The organism is Hydrogenophaga sp., assembly GCF_031426985.1.
In the GTDB taxonomy this organism is placed as follows: Bacteria; Pseudomonadota; Gammaproteobacteria; order Burkholderiales; family Burkholderiaceae_C; genus Hydrogenophaga.
In genome coordinates, this window is record NZ_JASJOY010000049.1 from 1 (window position 1) to 17259 (window position 17259).

Genomic DNA, 17259 nt, shown 5'->3' on the forward strand with positions numbered 1-17259 from the left:
CGCGCGCGCAGGCTGTAGCGCGGCTGGCCGGCGTAGACGGCGTCGGCGCCAAAGTTGTAGGCGGCGCGCATGCGGTGCAGCGAGCCGGCGGGCAGGAGCAGTTCGGGGGCTTTCATCAGGGGGTGGATTGTCCCGCATCGCCCGCATCCCTGCACGGTCACAAGACCGCACGCCGTGTGCAGGCATTCGCACTGCCCACAATGGTCCGAGCATTTTCAGGAGAGCCCAGCGTGTCGACCACCCGTTTCCACCACCCCTTCTCGGACACCGTCAAACCCTTTCGGACCGCGTCGGGCAAGACCGGGCGCCTGTATTCGCTGCCCGCGCTGGCCCGGCGGTTTCCCAGCGTGAAGCGGCTGCCGGTGTCGCTGCGCATCGTGCTCGAAAGCGTGCTGCGCCATTGCGACGGCGAACGCGTGACGCCCGAGCACGTGGCGCAGCTGGCCCACTGGCAACCCCAGGCCGAACGCACCGACGAGATCCCCTTCACCGTGGCGCGGGTGGTGCTGCAGGACTTCACCGGCGTGCCCCTGCTGGCCGACCTGGCCGCCATGCGCAGCACCGCGCAGCGCCTGGGCCACGACCCGAAAAAAATTGAGCCCCTGGTGCCGGTGGACCTGGTGGTGGACCACTCGGTGACGGTGGACCACTACGGCACGCCCGACGCGCTGGACCTCAACATGCGGCTGGAATTCCAGCGCAACCAGGAGCGCTACCAGTTCATGAAGTGGGGCATGCAGGCCTTCGACACCTTTGGGGTGGTGCCGCCGGGCTTTGGCATCGTGCACCAGGTCAACCTGGAATTTCTGGCGCCCGGCGTGCACATGAAGGGCGGGCTGTACTACCCCGACACCCTGGTGGGCACCGACAGCCACACCACCATGATCAACGGCCTCGGCGTGGTGGGCTGGGGCGTGGGTGGCATCGAGGCCGAGGCCGCCATGCTGGGCCAGCCGGTGTACTTCCTCACGCCCGACGTGGTGGGCTTCGAGCTGACCGGCCGCCTGCGCGAGGGCTGCACCGCCACCGACCTGGTGCTCACGGTCACCGAGATCCTGCGCCAACACAAGGTGGTGGGCAAGTTCGTCGAATTCTTCGGCGAAGGCACGGCCTCGCTGGCGCTGCCCGACCGCGCGACCATCGCCAACATGGCGCCCGAATACGGTGCCACCATGGGCTTCTTTCCGGTCGATGACAAAACGCTGGACTACCTGCGCGGCACCGGCCGCAGCCAGGGCGAGATCGAGGCCTTCGAGGCTTACTTCCGCGCACAGGGCTGGTTTGGTGTGCCGCAGCGCGGCGAGATCGATTATTCGCAGGTGGTCACGCTGGACCTGGGCGCGGTCACGCCCAGCCTGGCTGGCCCCAAGCGCCCGCAGGACCGCATCGAGCTGGGGCAGGTGGCGAGCCAGTTTGCGTCGCTGTTCAGCCAGCCGAACGCAAGCAACGGCTTCAACCGCCCGGCCGAAACGCTGCATGCCCGGTACCGCGCGTGGGATGGTGCGGCCGTGCCTGCGCCGCGGGCCAAGCCCACGCCCAACGGCGCACCGCGCTCGGTGGTGGAGATGGTGGCCAACCGCCCGGCGCACACCAGTGGGTCGGGGCACTCTCCGATCGGCGGTGATCTCACCATCGGCCATGGGGATGTGCTGATCGCCGCCATCACCAGCTGCACCAACACCAGCAACCCCAGCGTGCTGCTGGCGGCGGGCCTGCTGGCCAAGAAGGCGGTCGACGCTGGGCTGAAGGTGCAACCGCACATCAAGACCTCGCTCGCACCGGGCTCGCGCATCGTCACCGAATACCTCGAAGCCACCGGCCTGCTGCCCTACCTGGAAAAACTCGGCTTCGCGCTGGCGGGCTACGGCTGCACCACCTGCATCGGCAACGCGGGGGATCTCACCGCCGAGATCAACGCGGCCATCACGCAGAACGACCTGATCTGCGCAGCCGTGCTCTCGGGCAACCGCAACTTCGAGGCCCGCATCCACCCCAACCTCAAGGCCAACTTCCTGGCCAGCCCGCCGCTGGTGGTGGCCTACGCCATCGCCGGCAACGTGATGACGGACCTGATGACCGAACCCGTGGGCACCGGCCACGGTGGCCGGCCGGTCTACCTGGGCGACATCTGGCCCAGCAGCGACGAGATCCACGCCCTGCTGCGCCATGCCATGAAGGGCCGGGCCTACCGCGACAACTACGCCCGCGTGAAGACCGACCCCGGCGTGCTGTGGGAACGCATCGCGGGGGCAACCGGCACCACCTACGACTGGCCGGCCAGCAGCTACATCGCCGAACCGCCGTTCTTCGAGGGCTTCACACTGGACGCCGGCGCGGCCCCATCGGCCGACGTCAAGGGCGCGCGCATCATGGCCCTGTTCGGCGACTCCATCACCACCGACCACATCTCGCCGGCCGGTTCCATCCAGGCCAGCTCGCCGGCCGGGCAGTGGCTGCGCGCACGTGGTGTGCAACCGGCCGACTTCAACAGCTACGGCGCGCGCCGCGGCCACCACGAGGTGATGATGCGCGGCACCTTCGCCAACGTGCGCATCCAGAACCGGATGCTGCCGCCGCTGGCGGGCGGATCGCGGCCCGAAGGCGGCCTCACGCTGCACCAGCCCTCGGGCGAACAGCTGCCCATCTACGACGCCGCCATGCGCTACCGCGCGGCCGGTGTGCCCACGGTCATCTTCGCGGGCGAGGAATACGGCACCGGTTCCAGCCGCGACTGGGCCGCCAAGGGCACGCAGCTGCTGGGCATCCGCGCGGTGATCGCCAAGAGCTTCGAGCGCATCCACCGCAGCAACCTGGTGGGCATGGGCGTGCTGCCGCTGCAGTGCGCGCCCGGCGACGGCTGGGAGGCGCTGGGCCTGCGCGGCGATGAGGTGATCGACGTGCTGCCGCAGGCCGACCTGGCGCCGCGCAGCCCGGCCCGGCTGCGCATCACCCGGGCCGACGGCACGGTGGAGGAGCGCATGCTGGTGCTGCGCATCGACACCCCGGTGGAAGTGCAGCAGTTCCGCGCGGGTGGCATCCTGCCGTTTGTGCTGCGGCAACTGCTCGGCGCTTGAGCCCGCGACGGCCATCCGGCATCATGTGAGCAACGCACCCGCTTCGGGTGCCAGAGGAGTCGCGATGCGCCGTTCCGCCCTCTACAGCCCCTCACGGCGCGCCGACGCGGCGCCGGGGCCGGCGCGCCCGGCCGCAGCGGACGCGGCGCCACCCCACGGGGCCTGGCGCGCACGCCTGGCCCGCGCCGCGGTGGACCCCCGCCTGCTCTGGGGGGCGCTCGCGGCCCTGGCGGCGCTGTTACTGACGCTGCTGTGGCAGCAGGCCGCCCACCCGCCGCGGGCGCTGACCCAGAAAGACATCGACGCCGCGGTGCTGCGCACCCTGACCACGCAGAACCTGCCCTCGCGCGCAGCGCGCGCGGCCGACAAGATCCGGACCGCGGTGGTGCGGGTGGAAGCCCTGGCCAAGAACAAGCGCGGCGAGCTGGTCGAGCAGGGCGTGGGCACCGGCGTGGTGATCACCGACAAGGGCATCATCCTGACCAACCTGCACGTGGTGCAGGCCGCGCAGGCGGTGCGGCTGGTGTTCGCCGACGGCAGCACCTCCGACGCGCAGCTCGCCGGCGTGCAGCCCGAGCACGACCTGGCCGTGCTGCAGGCGCTGATCATTCCCGACGACTTCCACGCCGCCACGCTGCGCAGCACGCACGACCTGCGCCCCGGTGACGAGGTGGTGGCGGTGGGCTTTCCCTTCGGCATTGGCCCCTCGACCTCGGCCGGCGTCGTGTCGGGCCTGGGGCGCTCGTTCCGTGCACCCGAGGGCGAGCAGGACATCGAGAACCTGATCCAGTTCGACGCCGCGGCCAACCCGGGCAATTCCGGCGGTCCGCTGGTCACCATGGACGGTGAGGTGGTCGGCATCGTCACCGGCATCCTCAACCCCACCCGCCACCGCACCTTCGTGGGCATTGGTTTTGCGGTGCCGATCGAGAGCGCGGCGGCGGCCGCAGGCCTCCCCCCCTTCTGACCTCAAGGAGTTTTCATGAGCGACACGCAAACCCCCGACACCGCCCGGCTCATGGAACAGATCCTGTACGAGGTCAAGCGCGTGGTGGTCGGGCAGGATCGCTTCCTGGAGCGCGTCATGGTCGCGCTGCTGGCGGGCGGGCACCTGCTGGTCGAGGGCGTGCCCGGCCTGGCCAAGACGCTGACCGTGAAGACCCTGGCCCAGGTGGTGCAGGGCCGTTTCAAGCGCATCCAGTTCACGCCCGACCTGGTGCCGGCCGACCTGGTGGGCACGCGCATCTACAACCAGAAAACCGGCGACTTCGCCACTGCGCTGGGCCCGGTGTTCGCCAACCTGTTGCTGGCCGACGAGATCAACCGCGCGCCGGCCAAGGTGCAGAGCGCGCTGCTGGAGGTGATGCAGGAGCGACAGGTGACCATCGCCGGCGAGACGCACCGCGTGCCCGAACCCTTTCTGGTGATGGCGACGCAGAACCCGATCGAGACCGAAGGCACCTACCCGCTGCCCGAGGCGCAGGTCGACCGCTTCATGATGAAGGTGCTGGTGGACTACCCGACCGACGAGGAGGAGGTGGTGATCGTCGAACGCGTCACCGGCCCCGCCGTGCAGGTGCAGGCGGTGGCCACCACCGACCAGCTGGCCGCGCTGCAGGCGTTGTGCCGCGAGGTGTATGTCGATCCCTCGCTGGTGCAGTACGCGGTCAGGCTGGTCTCGGCCACGCGCACGCCCGACAAGCACGGCCTGAAAGACACCGCGCGCCTGATCACCTACGGCGCCAGCCCGCGCGCCACCATCGGCCTGGTCGAAGGGGCCAGGGCGCTGGCGCTGCTGCGTGGGCGCAGCTACGCGCTGCCCGAAGACATGAGCGACCTGGTGCCCGACGTGCTGCGCCACCGTGTGGTGCTGTCCTACGAAGGCCTGTCCGAAGGGCTCACCAGCGACGCGCTGATCGAACGCATCATGAAAGCCGTGCCGCCACCGGCCAAGCCGCTGGAGCACGAGCGCAAAGTCGCCTGACGGAGTGCCGCCATGTTGCTGAGCCTGTTCAAACGCAAAGTGCCTCCGCCTCCCGCGGCGCCTGCGGGCGACGGTGGCCGGACAGAAGCGCTGCTCCAGCGGCTGGAATGGACCGTGATCAAGCGGCTGGACGGCTGGCTGCTGGGCGACCACCGCACGCTGATGCGCGGCACCGGGCTGGACCTGGCCGACCTGCGCGAGTACCAGCACCACGACGACGTGCGCCACATCGACTGGAACGTCACCGCGCGGCTGCAGACCCCGCACGTGCGCGTGTTCACCGAAGACCGCGAAATGGCCGCCTGGTTCCTGCTGGACCTCAGCCCTTCGGTGGACTTCGGCTCCGGCACACGGCGCAAGCGCGAACTGCTGCAGGGTTTTGTGGGCGTGGTGGCGCGGCTCATCAGCCGCCACGGCAACCGCGTGGGCGCCATGCTCTACGGGGCCCGCGGCGTGGCCGCGGTGGACACGGTGCTGCCCGCGCGCGGCGGCCGCATCCAGGTGCTGCGGCTGATGGGGTTGTTGGGCACCCCCGCCGCGCTGTGCGCGACCCCCTCAAGGGGGCGACACCAGCCGTCCGGCGAAGCCGGCCCGGCGGTGTCTCTGGCGAAGCCGGGGGCAGACGCATCGGCATTCGGTGGTCCCACGCGCCTGGCCGAGCTGTTGCGCAGCGCGGTCCTGTCGCTGCGCCAGCGTTCCACCGTGTTCGTGGTGTCCGACTTCATCAGCGAACCTGGCTGGGAGCTGCCCCTGGGCGAACTCGCCCGACGGCACGACGTGGTGGCCGTGCGCCTGCTGGACCCGCTGGAACGGGAGCTGCCCGACCTGGGCCTGCTGACCCTGCGCGACGCCGAGACCGGTGAACAGCTCCTGGTGGACACGCACGACAGCGGCTTTCGCCAGCGCTTCGCGCGCATCGCCGCCCAGCGCGAGGCGCAGCTGCGCGAGAGCCTGGCTCGCTCCGGCGTGGACGCACTGGAACTGGCCACCGACGACGACCTGTTCGAAGCGGTGCGGCGCTTCGTGCAGCTGCGCCGCCAGCGCACCCGCCCGCAGGGTGCGCACTCACCGGGAGTCGCCGCATGAACGCACTGGACTTTCTGGGTGCGCTGCCGGTGCAGTTCCTCTGGCCGCAGTTTCTGTGGGGCCTGCTGGCGCTGCCGCTGCTGGTGCTGCTGTATGGGTGGCTGCTGCGCCGGCGGCGCCGGGCGGCGCTGCGTTACGCGAGCCTGTCCATCGTGCGCGAAGCCATGGGCGGCGGCCTCCACTGGCGCCGGCACGTGCCGCCCGCGCTGCTGCTGCTGGCCTTTGCCGCCATGCTGCTGGCCAGCGCACGGCCCATGGCCACGGTGCTGCTGCCGTCCACCCAGCAGACCATCATCCTGGCGATGGACGTCTCGGGCAGCATGCGCGCCACCGATGTGCTGCCCAACCGGCTGATCGCTTCGCAGCAGGCGGCCAAGGCCTTTCTGGCGGAGCTGCCGCGGCACGTGAAGGTGGGCATCGTGGCCTTTGCCGGCAGCGCCCAGGTGGTGCAGCCGATCACCCTCAGCCGCGAAGACCTCAACACCGCCATCGACAAGTTCCAGCTGCAGCGCGCCACCGCCATCGGCAGCGCCATCGTGGTGGCGTTGTCCGAACTCTTCCCCGGCCAGGTGGACCTGGCCAGCGTCACCTACGGTCGGCAGAACGACCCGTTTGCGGAGCAGGGCCGCGCCATCGACCAGTCTGCGGCGGCGGGCGACAAGAAACCGTTCCAGCCGGTGCCGCCGGGCTCGTACGGCTCGGCCGCCATCATCCTGCTGACCGACGGCCAGCGCACCACCGGCGTGGACACCGAAGAGGCCACCCAGATGGCGGCCGACCGCGGCGTGCGCGTCTACACCGTGGGCGTGGGCACCGTCGACGGTGAGGTGATCGGCTTCGAGGGTTGGTCCATGCGGGTGCGGCTGGACGAAGCCACCCTTAAAGCGGTGGCGCGCGAAACCAAAGGCGAGTACTTCTACGCCGGCACGGCCGAGAACCTGAAGCAGGTCTACGAAACCCTGAGCACCCGCCTGACGGTGGAGAAGCAAGAAACCGAAATCTCGGGCCTGCTGGCGCTGGTGGCGGCGGTGCTGGTGCTGCTGTCGGCGGGCCTTTCGCTCTTCTGGTTCAACAGGGTGTTGTAGGCGCCTTTCCCCCCACGCTCCGCCGCTGCGCGGGTCGCTGCCCCCCAGGGGGGCTGGGCCTGCCTTGGGGCGGCCCGGCGGCTGGCCTGTCACCCCCACGCTCCGCCGCTGCGCGGGTCGCTGCCCCCCGGGGGGGCTGGGCCTGCCTTGGGGCGGCCCGGCGGCTGGCCCGTCGCCCCCACACTCCGCCGCTGCGCGGGACGCTGCATCCCAAGAGGGCTGGGCCTGCCTGGGGGCGGCCTGGCGGCTGGCCCGTCGCCGCTGCACGGGGCGTTTGCGTTGCGTCAAGGCGGTGCGGGAGGCGGCGGGCACAATGCCCCGCCATGACACAACACGTGGTGATCGCCGGAGGGGGCATTGGGGGTCTGGCTTGCGCTTTGGCGCTGGCACGGGCCGGGGTTTCGGTGGACCTGCTGGAACAGGCGGGCGCGCTGGGCGAGGTGGGCGCCGGTCTGCAGCTCGGGCCCAACGCGGTGCGGGTGCTCGACGAATGGGGCCTGATGGCCCCGTTGCACGCGCGGGCCGCCTTCCCCGACGAACTGCGCGTGCGCGACGCGCACGGTGGTCAGACCCTGGGCCAGCTGCGGCTGGGGGCGGTCATCCGCGCACGCTATGGCCAGCCCTACGCCACCATCCACCGCGCCGACCTGCACGGCCTGCTGCTCGAAGCCGTGCAACGCCACAGCGGCGTGCGCCTGCACCTGGGCGCGCGGGTCGCGGCCTACGAGTCCACGGCGTCGAGCGTGCGCGTGACCTGTGAAGACGATTCGGTGTTCCAGGGCGCGGCGCTGATCGGCGCCGATGGCCTGTGGAGCCGCGTGCGCACACAGCTGCTGGGCGCGCACCCGGTGCGTGTGAGCGGGCACCTGGCCTACCGCGGCATGGTGCCGGCCGATCAGGTGCCGGCGGCGCTGCGCGGCAACGGCGTCATCGCCTGGCTGGGGCCGCGCCTGCACGTGGTGCAGTACCCGGTCAAGCGCGGTGACTGGTTCAACGTGGTGGCCGTGGTGCACGGGGTGCTGGGTGCGGGCCACGGCGGACCGCCCGGTGGCGATCCGCAGAGCTGGAGCCACGAGGCGCGCTGGAACGACCTGCAGCACGCCCTGGGTCCGGTCTGCCCCGATCTGCGGGCCATGCTGGCGGCGGTGGGGGAGTGGAAGCTCTGGGCCTTGAACGACCGCCCGCCCATGGCCGGCGCCCACGAACAGGCCCAGGGCCGCGTGGCGCTGCTGGGCGATGCGGCCCACCCGTTGCGGCCCTACCTGGCGCAGGGCGCGGCGATGGCGATCGAAGACGCCTGGACGCTCGGGCGCCTGGTGCAGGGCCAGCGCGACCTGGGTGCCGACCCCTGGCCCGAGTGGCTGCAACGCTTCGCGCGCACGCGCTGGGCGCGCAACGCCATGGTGCAAAGCCGTTCGCAGCGCAACGGCACCATCTTCCACGCCAGCGGTGCGCTGCGCCTTGCGCGCAACGCGGCCATGACCATGCGCGGCGAACCGTTGCTGGACAACCCCTGGCTGTACAACGGCCCCCCAGCGCCGGTGGCGTGAGCTCCTGGCACGTCTGACCCCTCTGCCTCCGGCTGCGCGGGCCGACCCCGGCGGTGGCCGGGCAGGGCCCGTTCCACGGTGGTCCAGGGGCCTTGCGTGCAGTTAGGCTGATAACCTGTCGCCCTGTTTTTGACCCACAAAGGAATGCCGTATGCGCCACATTCAACGCCGCTCTGTCATCGCCGCCGCCATCGTCCTGGCTTGCGGTGCCTCCACCGCGTTGGCCCAGACCACCTGGCCCAGCAGGCCGCTGAAGCTGGTGGTGGGGTTCCCGGCCGGGTCTTCGCCCGATCTCACGGCGCGCCTGCTGGCCGAGCCGCTGTCGCAGGCCCTGGGCCAGCCGGTGATCGTCGAGAACAAGGCCGGCGCCGGTGGCAACATCGGTGCCGATGCTGTGTCCCGCGCCACCGACGACCACACCATCGGCCTGATGATCAACGGCAACCTCACCATCGCCAAGATCCTCAACCCCGCCACCACCTACGACCCGCTCAAGGACCTGCAGCCGGTGTCGCTGATCGCGGTCTCGCCGCTGGTGCTGGCGGTGCCGGCGAGCACGGTGGCCAGCGGCAAGGCTTTCTTCGATGACGCGAAAGCCCAGGGCGACAAGCTCAACTACGGCACGCCCGGCGTGGGCACCGTGGCCCACCTGGGCATGGAACTGCTCAAGGCCAAGGCCGGCATCGCGCCGGTGCACGTGCCTTACCCGGGCAATCCGCAGGTCATCACCGGTCTCATCGGTGGCCAGGTGCAGATGGCGCTGCTGCCGCCGGGGCTGGCGATGGCGCAGGTCAAGGGTGGCAAGCTCAAGGCCATCGGCGTCACGTCCGCCGGCCGCAGCAGCGTGGCCCCCGAACTGCCCAGCCTGGCCGAGGCGGGTGTGCAGGGCCTGCAGCTGGAAATCTGGAACGCGGTGGCCGCGCCGGTGGGCCTGCCCAAGGCGCACGTGCGCAAGCTCGCCAGCTTGCTGGCCGAGATCGTGCGCCGCCCCGAGGTGCGCCAGAAGATCCTCAACCAGGGCTGGCAGGTGGCGGGCACCTCGCCCGAGGGGCTGGCACGGCGCATCGCGACCGACACCGCGGCGATGTCTGACGTGATTCAGAAGAACAACATCAAGCCGAATTGAATCGGGACACCCCCGCGCCGTGCTGCGCGCGTGCCTTGCAGGCCGCGCCACCGTCGGAGCCGGTGTCACTTCGGGCTGTCCCAGTCTGCGCGGGCAGACTCGGAGCCGCGGCCCTCAGCCCCCTCAAGGGGTCGATGCGTGTGGCCCGGCGGAGCCGGTTCCACCGCATGCTGAATGGGGCAGGCGCTCGGGCTCAGCTCTGTCGGATCTCAAGAAAACCGGCCACGTCCGCCAGTTCGGCGTCCAGCGCCGCGCGGTAGTCCGTTTCTTTCGGTGCCTGCCCGCTGACGTAGCCGATCTCGGCCCGCAGCCGGCCGTCCACCACCGACAGGTTGCCCCAGCCGATCACCGCATCGCGCCAGAGCAGGGGCAGGGCATAGTAGCCGCGCACCCGTTTGGCGGGCGGGGTGTAGGCCTCGAAGCGGTAGGCCCAGCCCCACAGGTGTTCGAATCGGCCACGGTCCCAGACCACGGGGTCGAAAGGGGCCAGCAGGCGCACCCGGTCGGGGGCCTTCCAGCGGCGCGCGGCCGGGTCTTCATCCACCGGCCAGAACCAGCGCACGCTGTCCACCTCGGCGTTCGGCAGCCGTTGCATCGCACGTTGCAGCGCACCCCGCAGCTGGCCCTGCCACTGCGGCACGGCGTGCCGGAGCATGGCCACCAGCTGGCGCAGGCCGGGCTGGGGCAGGGGCGCGTACTTCATCACCAGCACGTCCACCAATTGGTCCAGCACGGCGGCCACATCTTCGGGCGGTTTCTGCGGCTGGTGGGCCGCGTAGAGGCGCACGCCGTTGTCGCGCCGCGCCACGCGCAGCAGGCCGCGGTAATGCATGGCGTCCAGCAGCTGGGTGCTGGCCTTGGAACGGCCACCGAAGCCGTTGGTGGTGTGGCCGTGGGCGAAGTGCGCGTCGACCTCGCGCGGGTGCGCCTCGCCGCGCGCCTGCACGAAGTGCCAGACCGCTTCGGCCTGCGCCCAGCGCTCGGCCGGCCAGTCGCGCAGCGCGCTGCGCGGGTGCATCAGCGCGTGCAGCGCGGGCGTGACGAAACCGTAGTTGACGAAGAAGTCCTCTTCCACATCAAGCGCCGTGTAGCGCCGTTCCAGCTCACCGGCGCGGTACCCTTTTACGCGGTGGCGCAGGATCAGGTCCTGCGCCCGCGCGGGGGCGCGGATCGGGTCGGCCTGCACGAAGCCCAGGCGCGCGATGGCCTTGGGCAGTGTGGTGGGGGTGAACAGGCTGCGCGCCACGGCGTGGCGGCGCAGGTGGGCGAGGGTGATGGCAGGCATCGGCCCATCATGCCGCAGTGGGCCGCATGTCCGGCGCGAAGGGGCTGATCAAGGGCACCGCGGAACCGGCTTTGCCGGGCCGCCAGTGCCGCCCCCTGGGGGGTGACGCGCGCAGCGCGGCGCGGGGGGGACCTCAGAGCGCGGTGCGCAGCGTCCAGATTTCCGGGAATAGCACCACGTCCAGCATCTTGCGCAAGTAGCTCACGCCGCCGGTGCCGCCGGTGCCGCGCTTGAAGCCGATCACGCGCTCCACCGTGGTGACGTGGCGGAAGCGCCAGAGGCGGAAGGCGTCTTCCAGGTCGGTGAGTTCTTCGCCGAGCTGGTAGAGGTCCCAGTACTGTTTCGGGTCGCGGTAGACCTGCAGCCAGGCCTGCTCGACGCCTGCGCTGGCCTCGTAGGCTTGCGTCCAGTCGCGCGCGGTGTGCGAGGCGGGCACGGCGATGCCCCGGCGCGCCAGCAGGCGCAAGGCCTCGTCGTACAGCGAGGGCGCTTCGTAGGCCGCCTGCACCATGGCGGCGCGTTCCGGGTGGTGTGCGTGCGGCTGGAGCATGGCCGCGTTCTTGTTGCCCATCGCGAACTCGATGCAGCGGTACTGGAAGCTCTGGAAGCCGCTGGAGTGGCCCAGGTAGGGACGGATCGCGCTGTACTCGGGCGGCGTCATGGTGGCCAGCACGTCCCAGGCGTGCACCAGCTGTTCCATGATTTTCGAAACGCGCGCCATCTGCTTGAAGGCGGCGTTGAGTTCGTCGCCGGCGATGTTGCGCACGGCCGCGGTCAGCTCGTGCAGCATCAGCTTCATCCAGAGTTCGCTGGTCTGGTGCTGCACGATGAACAGCAGCTCGTCGTGCGCGGGCGAGAGTGGCTTCTGCGCGTTCAGGATGGCGTCGAGCTGCAGGTAGTCGCCGTAGCTCATGTCACGGCTGAAATCCAGCTGCGCTTTCTCGTCGCGCACGATGGTTTCGGTGGCCGAGGTGGGGGTCTGGTCGTGCGTGCTGTGGTGGGGGCAGGTCATGGCGGCTCCTTTCAGGTCACGGCGTGTTTGCGGTTGAATTCGGGGCGCTTCCATTCGTCCGATTCGAGCACCTGCCTGAGGTGCTCGACCGCGTTCCACACATCGGCAAAGCCGATGTACAGCGGCGTGAAACCGAAGCGCAGGATGTCCTGGTGGCGCCCGCCATCGCCGGCGCGGAAATCGCCGATCACGCCGCGTGCGATCAGGGCCTGCACGATGGCGTAGGCGCCTTCGGTCCTCGTCAAACACACTTGAGAACCCCGGTGCGCGTGTTCACGCGGCGTGGCCAGGCCCAGGCCATGGCCGGCGCAGCGTTCTTCCACCAGCGCGATGAACAGGTCCGTCAGCGCCAGCGACTTGGCGCGCAACGCGGCCATGCCACCCAGGGGCTCGGCGCCCAGCACGGTGTCCACGCCGCACTCCAGCGCGGCCAGGCTGATCATGGGTTGCGTGCCGCACTGGTAGCGCGTGATGCCCGGCGCGGGCTGGTAGTCGGGCGTGAAGGCGAAGGGCGCCGCGTGGCCCCACCAGCCGGCCAGTGGCTGCCAGAAGCGGTCGGCGTGCAGCGGATTGACCCACACGAAGGCCGGGGCGCCCGGGCCACCGTTGAGGTATTTGTAGCCGCAGCCCACGGCGAAATCGGCCTTGGCCTTTTTCAGTTCCACCGGCACCGCGCCCGCGCTGTGCGCCAGGTCCCAGACGGTCAGGATGCCCTCGGCGTGCGCGGCGGCGGTCACGGCCGCCATGTCGTGCATGGCGCCGGTGCGGTAGTTGACGTGGGTGAGCATGAGGATGGCGACCTCGGCCGTCAGCGAGGCCGCGATCTCTTCGGGCTCCACCAGCACCAGCTCCATGCCGTGCTGTTTGCACAGCGCTTCGGCGATGTACAGATCGGTCGGGAAGTTGCTGCGCTCGCTCACGATGCGCTTGCGCTGCGGTGCATCGGCGGCCGCGATGTTCATCGCGGCGCTCAGCACCTTGAACAGGTTGACCGAGGTGCTGTCGGTCGCGACCACTTCGCCGGGGCCGGCGCCGATCAGGCGCGCGATCTTGTCGCCGACCATGCCCGGCATCTGGAACCAGCCGTGCTTGTTCCAGCTCTGGATCAGGTCGGTGCCCCATTCCTGCGTGACCACCTGGGTCACGCGGGCGGGCGCGCTGCGCGGCATCACGCCCAGCGAGTTGCCGTCCAGGTAGATGGTGTTGGTGGGGATGTTGAAAGCGTCGCGCAGGTCGCGCAGCGGATCGTTGGCGTCCAGGGCGATGCAGTCTTGTTGTGTGGTCATTCAGGTCTCCTTCGGGTCACAGTTCACGGAGCACCGCGCGCACCGGGCTGGCGTCGGCGGTGGTCAGTTTCAGGGGCAGGGCGATCAGCTCGTAGTCGCCTTCGGGCACGTCGTCGAGCAGCAGGTTCTCCAGCACGCGCAGGCCGCGCCGGCGGATGGTCTGGTGGCTCTCCAGGGCCTTGCTCTCGGCCGGGTCGATGCTGGCGCTGTCGATGCCGATCAGCACCACGCCACGGTCGGCCAGCAGCGCCACGGTCTCGGGCGCGAAGGCGGGCAGGGCGGTGTCGAAGCGGTCCTGCGGCATGCATTCGTACACGCGGACCAGCACCCTGGGCGGAAGGGGGTTGAGCCCCCACGCTCCGCCGCTGCGCGGGTCGCTGTCTCCCGCGGGGGCTGATTCGCCTTGGGAACGGCCCGGCGGCGAATCGCCTAAGGCATGGGCCAGGTGTTCTGGCCGCACCAGCGGCCCGCAGCCGATGGCGTGGATCACGCGGCAGGGGCCTATGAAGGCCTGCAGCTCCACGGCGCCGATGGCCGCGCCTTGGGGGTCGTAGTGCAGCGGCGCGTCGGCGTGCGCGCCCACGTGCGGGCTGAGCGTGATGGCGCTGACGTTGACCGGGCAGCCCGGCGAGATGCTGGCCACCCACTGCTGGTTGTAGGCCGTGTCACCCGGGAAAACCGGAGATGCCGCGTGAATGGGCGGGGAAATGTCCCAGAGCTTTTTCATCGCCGGGCCGCCCCAAGATGAAAAGTGCCCCCTTGGGGGGCAGCGACCCGCGCAGCGGCGGAGCGTGAGGGGTTGTTTTTCATGGTCCGGTGAAGGTAGCACCGGGGAAAAAGCCGTGGTGTCGGTAATTTCCAACGACCGGTGTTGTTTGTTCTGAACCTGTCCCAGATGGCTGTTGTCGGCTGGTTGTAGCCGTCCTGCGTCGCGTTCATCACGGAGCGACGTACCGCGAGTTGAATGCGGAAAGCCTGACAGGCTCTGAACGGGGCGCGCGACGTGACCTTCCATAGAATATGGACGCTTACTTTTGTAAACACCTTTTATTTCGACAGGGAGTCTGAATGAAGCGCCATCTTTTTGTGTCGGTAGGTCTGGTCGTTACGTTTGCGATAGGTGGCTGCGCTACCGAAGTCTCTCGGGCACTCGTGGTCGAGAAGACGCAAGCTGCTTCGACGGCATATTCGGGGGTACGGGTCCCGGTATCGGTTGGTAAGTTCGACAATCGCTCGAACTTCATGCGAGGGGTCTTCTCTGATGGCGTTGACCGCCTGGGCAGCCAAGCGAAGACCACGCTCATTTCGCATCTGCAGCAGTCTCAACGTTTCTCTGTTCTGGATCGCGAAAACCTTGCGGAATCCAGTCAGGAAGCCAAGCTGCAGGGGGCCGCTCAGACCATCCGCGGTGCCTCGTACATCGTGACGGGCGACATTTCGGAGTTCGGTCGCAAAGAAGTTGGGGATATGCAGCTCTTCGGCATTTTGGGTCGAGGCAAGAAGCAGATCGCCTACGCAAAGATCACGCTGAATGTGGTCAACCCCCTGACCTCCGAAGTGGTCTTTTCTTCGCGCGGCGCTGGTGAATATGAGTTGTCCAACCGGGAGGTGCTCGGATTTGGCGGCACTGCCGGGTACGACGCAACACTGAATGGCAAGGTGTTGGACCTTGCACTCCGCGAGGCGGTTGATGGACTGGCGGCCGGGCGTGACGCTGCTCAGTGGGGGAAATGATGCTTCGTACAGCACTTAACTTGGCTGTGATTGCAGGCCTTCTGGGCTTGGTCGGCTGCGCCAGCAAGCCCAAACCGCTCTATCACTGGGAATCGTTCACCAACCAGCAATACAGCACGTTGCTGCGGGAGACTTCCAGCCCCGATGGGCAGATTCGCACTCTCGAAGCGCAGGCCGAAAAAGCGCGCGCGACCAACGCCGCGTTGCCGCCAGGTTTCCGGGCCCACTTGGGCATGCTCTATCTGAGCGCGGGCAATCCTCAGCGGGCAAAGGAACTGTGGGGCGCGGAGAAGGCTGCATTTCCAGAGGCTTCGCCCTATATGGACCGGCTACTCAAGAAACTGGATGGTCCTGTTGAATCGAAGAAGGCAGGGAGCCACGCATGATGAAAACTTTCACGGTATTTGCTTGCACAGTCATGGGTGCCATGTTGATGGGTGGTTGTGCGACCAAGGTACCGCCATACGACTACACCGCATTCAACCAAGCCAAGCCTGTCACGTTGCTGGTATTGCCACCGGTCAATGAATCGCCTGACGTCAAGGCAACGCCTTCGCTCTGGGCCAACGCAGCCAAGCCGCTTTCCGAGGCCGGCTATTACGTTCTGCCAGTCACGCTGGTGGATGAAACGCTGAGGCAAAACGGCGTGGACACAGCAACTGATGCGCACTCGATAGCCGTCAACAAGCTCAGAGACTACTTTGGCGCCGATGCTGCCGTGTATATCAAGGTGGCACGCTACGGGTCGACGTACTCCGTCGTGATGAGCGAAACGGTTGTCGAGGCAAACGCCAAGATAGTCGATTTGCGTTCTGGAGCATTGTTGTGGGAGGGAAAAGCGCGTGCTTCATCGGCTGAGCAACAGCAAAATCAGGGCGGAGTTGCCGGGCTCCTCATTGCTGCTCTGGTCCAGCAGGTGCTGAGTACAACCACAGATGCGGCCCACAGCTATGCGGGTATCGCCAGTGAGCGGCTGTTCGCTGCACCTCGTTACAACGGGGTGTTGCCTGGGCCTCGCTCACCGATGTACGGAAAAGCGGTCTCGACACCTTGATTGGATCAAGCGCACACCGCGATCGCCTCGTCTATTGCCGCTGGAGCGAGTCGCGCTCCAGCGGCTCTTCAACCGCTGACCACTAGAACCTTCAGCGCCCGGTCGGAAGAAACGTCGGCGAACACGGCGGGGTTGGGCAGGCGCTGCTCGATGACGAGTTCCGGCGCCTGCTCTGCCAGCACGTCGTGCAGGAACTGTTCGGGGATCTCTGGCGCGTTCAGGCAGAGCAGGGCGTGGCCGCCGGGGCGCAGCAGGTCGGGCAGGCGGCGCACCAGACGGGCGTAGTCCTTGTTCGCGACGAAGCTGCCTTTCTGGTAGCTCGGCGGGTCGGCGATCACCAGACCGTACGGCCCCATGCGCGTGACCTTGCCCCACGAACTGAACAGGTCGTGCGCGAGGAACTTGGCGCCGTTGTTGAAGCCGTTGAGCTGGTGGTTCTGCTGGCCGGTGGTCAGCGCGCCCTGCGCCATGTCGAGGTTGACCACCTCCTTCGCGCCGCCCTGCAGCGCGGCCACCGAAAATCCGCAGGTGTAGGCGAACAGGTTGAGCACCTTGTGGCCTTGCGCGTGCGCACGCACCCAGCGCCGGCCCTCGGCCATGTCCAGGAACAGGCCGTGGTTCTGCCCGCGCAGCAGGTTGATGCGGTAGCGGGCGCCGTCTTCGCTGACCACGTGGGACTCGGGCACGTCGCCGGCCAGCACGGTGGTCTCGCTGCGGCCCTCGTGCCGCGTCTGCAGCACGGCGTTCAGCGGCTGGTCGGGCGCGACCTGCACCTGGCGCGCCTGCAGCGCATCGGTCAGCGCGGCCCGTTCCTCGGGTGTTGCTTCGCCGAACTTGGTGACCAGCCAGACCGGCGGGTAGGCGTCCAGCGCCCAGGCCTCACTGCCCGGGAAGCGGCCACCGCGGCCGTGGAAGAGCCGCTGCGCGTCGCTGGGCATGACGGCGGTGGCGATGGTGTCGAGCAGGGCTTGCATGGGGATCGG

15 protein-coding genes are annotated in these 17259 nt (G+C 68.9%); 10 read left to right on the top strand and 5 right to left on the bottom strand.

Annotation, left to right across the window (positions count from 1 at the left end; all coding sequences use genetic code 11):
* The first annotated feature begins 200 nt into the window (after window positions 1–200).
* The 7 genes from RMP09_RS06505 to RMP09_RS06535 all read left to right on the top strand — a co-directional run bounded on the left by RMP09_RS06505 (window position 201) and on the right by RMP09_RS06535 (window position 9905).
* Complete coding sequence (locus RMP09_RS06505; protein WP_310565192.1) at window positions 201–3074, top strand: aconitate hydratase; 2874 nt, start codon at window positions 201–203, stop codon at window positions 3072–3074.
* 64 nt (window positions 3075–3138) lie between these two features.
* Window positions 3139–4041 (top strand): S1C family serine protease, encoded by a 903-nt coding sequence (locus RMP09_RS06510; protein WP_310565193.1) that lies wholly within the window; start codon window positions 3139–3141, stop codon window positions 4039–4041.
* 15 nt (window positions 4042–4056) lie between these two features.
* A complete protein-coding gene (locus RMP09_RS06515) occupies window positions 4057–5058 on the top strand; it encodes an AAA family ATPase (RefSeq protein ID WP_310565194.1) in 1002 nt (333 codons plus the stop codon).
* A 12-nt stretch (window positions 5059–5070) separates the two neighbouring features.
* Window positions 5071–6144, top strand: coding sequence for a DUF58 domain-containing protein (locus RMP09_RS06520; RefSeq protein WP_310565195.1), 1074 nt, complete (start codon window positions 5071–5073; stop codon window positions 6142–6144).
* 29 nt (window positions 6145–6173) lie between these two features.
* A complete protein-coding gene (locus tag RMP09_RS06525) occupies window positions 6174–7229 on the top strand; it encodes a VWA domain-containing protein (protein WP_310565246.1) in 1056 nt (351 codons plus the stop codon).
* 323 nt (window positions 7230–7552) lie between these two features.
* A complete protein-coding gene (locus RMP09_RS06530) occupies window positions 7553–8779 on the top strand; it encodes an FAD-dependent monooxygenase (protein ID WP_310565196.1) in 1227 nt (408 codons plus the stop codon).
* A 151-nt stretch (window positions 8780–8930) separates the two neighbouring features.
* The gene (locus RMP09_RS06535; protein ID WP_310565197.1) at window positions 8931–9905 is read left to right on the top strand and encodes a tripartite tricarboxylate transporter substrate binding protein; all 975 of its coding nucleotides are present in this window, start codon (window positions 8931–8933) and stop codon (window positions 9903–9905) included.
* Window positions 9906–10098: 193 nt separating this feature from the next.
* Here the strand turns inward: RMP09_RS06535 and RMP09_RS06540 are convergent, their stop codons facing one another.
* The 4 genes from RMP09_RS06540 to RMP09_RS06555 form a co-directional block, all read right to left on the bottom strand.
* Window positions 10099–11190 carry a DNA glycosylase AlkZ-like family protein gene (locus tag RMP09_RS06540; protein ID WP_310565198.1) on the bottom strand — a complete coding sequence of 364 codons (1092 nt, stop codon included), beginning with the start codon at window positions 11188–11190 and terminating at the stop codon, window positions 10099–10101.
* Window positions 11191–11323: 133 nt separating this feature from the next.
* Window positions 11324–12202 carry a tryptophan 2,3-dioxygenase gene (gene kynA / locus RMP09_RS06545; RefSeq protein ID WP_310565199.1) on the bottom strand — a complete coding sequence of 293 codons (879 nt, stop codon included), beginning with the start codon at window positions 12200–12202 and terminating at the stop codon, window positions 11324–11326.
* Between the two features lie 11 nt (window positions 12203–12213).
* Complete coding sequence (gene kynU, locus RMP09_RS06550) at window positions 12214–13488, bottom strand: kynureninase (RefSeq protein WP_310565200.1); 1275 nt, start codon at window positions 13486–13488, stop codon at window positions 12214–12216.
* Between the two features lie 16 nt (window positions 13489–13504).
* Complete coding sequence (locus tag RMP09_RS06555; RefSeq protein WP_310565201.1) at window positions 13505–14215, bottom strand: cyclase family protein; 711 nt, start codon at window positions 14213–14215, stop codon at window positions 13505–13507.
* A 341-nt stretch (window positions 14216–14556) separates the two neighbouring features.
* On the opposite strand from RMP09_RS06555, the gene RMP09_RS06560 reads away from it, so the two are divergent.
* Genes RMP09_RS06560 through RMP09_RS06570 form a run of 3 tightly spaced genes read left to right on the top strand, consistent with a single transcriptional unit; the run spans window position 14557 to window position 16276 of the window.
* Window positions 14557–15222 (top strand): CsgG/HfaB family protein, encoded by a 666-nt coding sequence (locus RMP09_RS06560; protein ID WP_310565202.1) that lies wholly within the window; start codon window positions 14557–14559, stop codon window positions 15220–15222.
* The gene (locus tag RMP09_RS06565) at window positions 15219–15608 is read left to right on the top strand and encodes a DUF4810 domain-containing protein (protein WP_310565203.1); all 390 of its coding nucleotides are present in this window, start codon (window positions 15219–15221) and stop codon (window positions 15606–15608) included. Before RMP09_RS06560 ends, RMP09_RS06565 begins: the two co-directional genes overlap by 4 nt.
* Window positions 15605–16276 (top strand): DUF799 domain-containing protein, encoded by a 672-nt coding sequence (locus tag RMP09_RS06570; RefSeq protein WP_310565204.1) that lies wholly within the window; start codon window positions 15605–15607, stop codon window positions 16274–16276. The genes RMP09_RS06565 and RMP09_RS06570 overlap by 4 nt, the downstream gene beginning before the upstream one ends.
* Window positions 16277–16344: 68 nt before the next feature.
* On the opposite strand, the gene RMP09_RS06575 is transcribed toward RMP09_RS06570, so the two are convergent.
* Window positions 16345–17250, bottom strand: a complete 906-nt coding sequence (locus RMP09_RS06575; protein ID WP_310565205.1) for a class I SAM-dependent methyltransferase — start codon at window positions 17248–17250, stop codon at window positions 16345–16347.
* Between the last annotated feature and the right edge of the window lie 9 nt (window positions 17251–17259).

Bases quoted from the DNA above. Each gene is read 5' to 3' on its own strand.
- RMP09_RS06505 (WP_310565192.1), top strand. From the start codon at position 201: ATGGTCCGAGCATTTTCAGGAGAGCCCAGCGTGTCGACCACCCGTTTC.
- RMP09_RS06510 (WP_310565193.1), top strand. From the start codon at position 3,139: ATGCGCCGTTCCGCCCTCTACAGCCCCTCACGGCGCGCCGACGCGGCG.
- RMP09_RS06515 (WP_310565194.1), top strand. From the start codon at position 4,057: ATGAGCGACACGCAAACCCCCGACACCGCCCGGCTCATGGAACAGATC.
- RMP09_RS06520 (WP_310565195.1), top strand. From the start codon at position 5,071: ATGTTGCTGAGCCTGTTCAAACGCAAAGTGCCTCCGCCTCCCGCGGCG.
- RMP09_RS06530 (WP_310565196.1), top strand. From the start codon at position 7,553: ATGACACAACACGTGGTGATCGCCGGAGGGGGCATTGGGGGTCTGGCT.
- RMP09_RS06535 (WP_310565197.1), top strand. From the start codon at position 8,931: ATGCGCCACATTCAACGCCGCTCTGTCATCGCCGCCGCCATCGTCCTG.
- RMP09_RS06540 (WP_310565198.1), bottom strand. From the start codon at position 11,190: ATGCCTGCCATCACCCTCGCCCACCTGCGCCGCCACGCCGTGGCGCGC.
- kynA (WP_310565199.1), bottom strand. From the start codon at position 12,202: ATGACCTGCCCCCACCACAGCACGCACGACCAGACCCCCACCTCGGCC.
- kynU (WP_310565200.1), bottom strand. From the start codon at position 13,488: ATGACCACACAACAAGACTGCATCGCCCTGGACGCCAACGATCCGCTG.
- RMP09_RS06555 (WP_310565201.1), bottom strand. From the start codon at position 14,215: ATGAAAAAGCTCTGGGACATTTCCCCGCCCATTCACGCGGCATCTCCG.
- RMP09_RS06560 (WP_310565202.1), top strand. From the start codon at position 14,557: ATGAAGCGCCATCTTTTTGTGTCGGTAGGTCTGGTCGTTACGTTTGCG.
- RMP09_RS06565 (WP_310565203.1), top strand. From the start codon at position 15,219: ATGATGCTTCGTACAGCACTTAACTTGGCTGTGATTGCAGGCCTTCTG.
- RMP09_RS06570 (WP_310565204.1), top strand. From the start codon at position 15,605: ATGATGAAAACTTTCACGGTATTTGCTTGCACAGTCATGGGTGCCATG.
- RMP09_RS06575 (WP_310565205.1), bottom strand. From the start codon at position 17,250: ATGCAAGCCCTGCTCGACACCATCGCCACCGCCGTCATGCCCAGCGAC.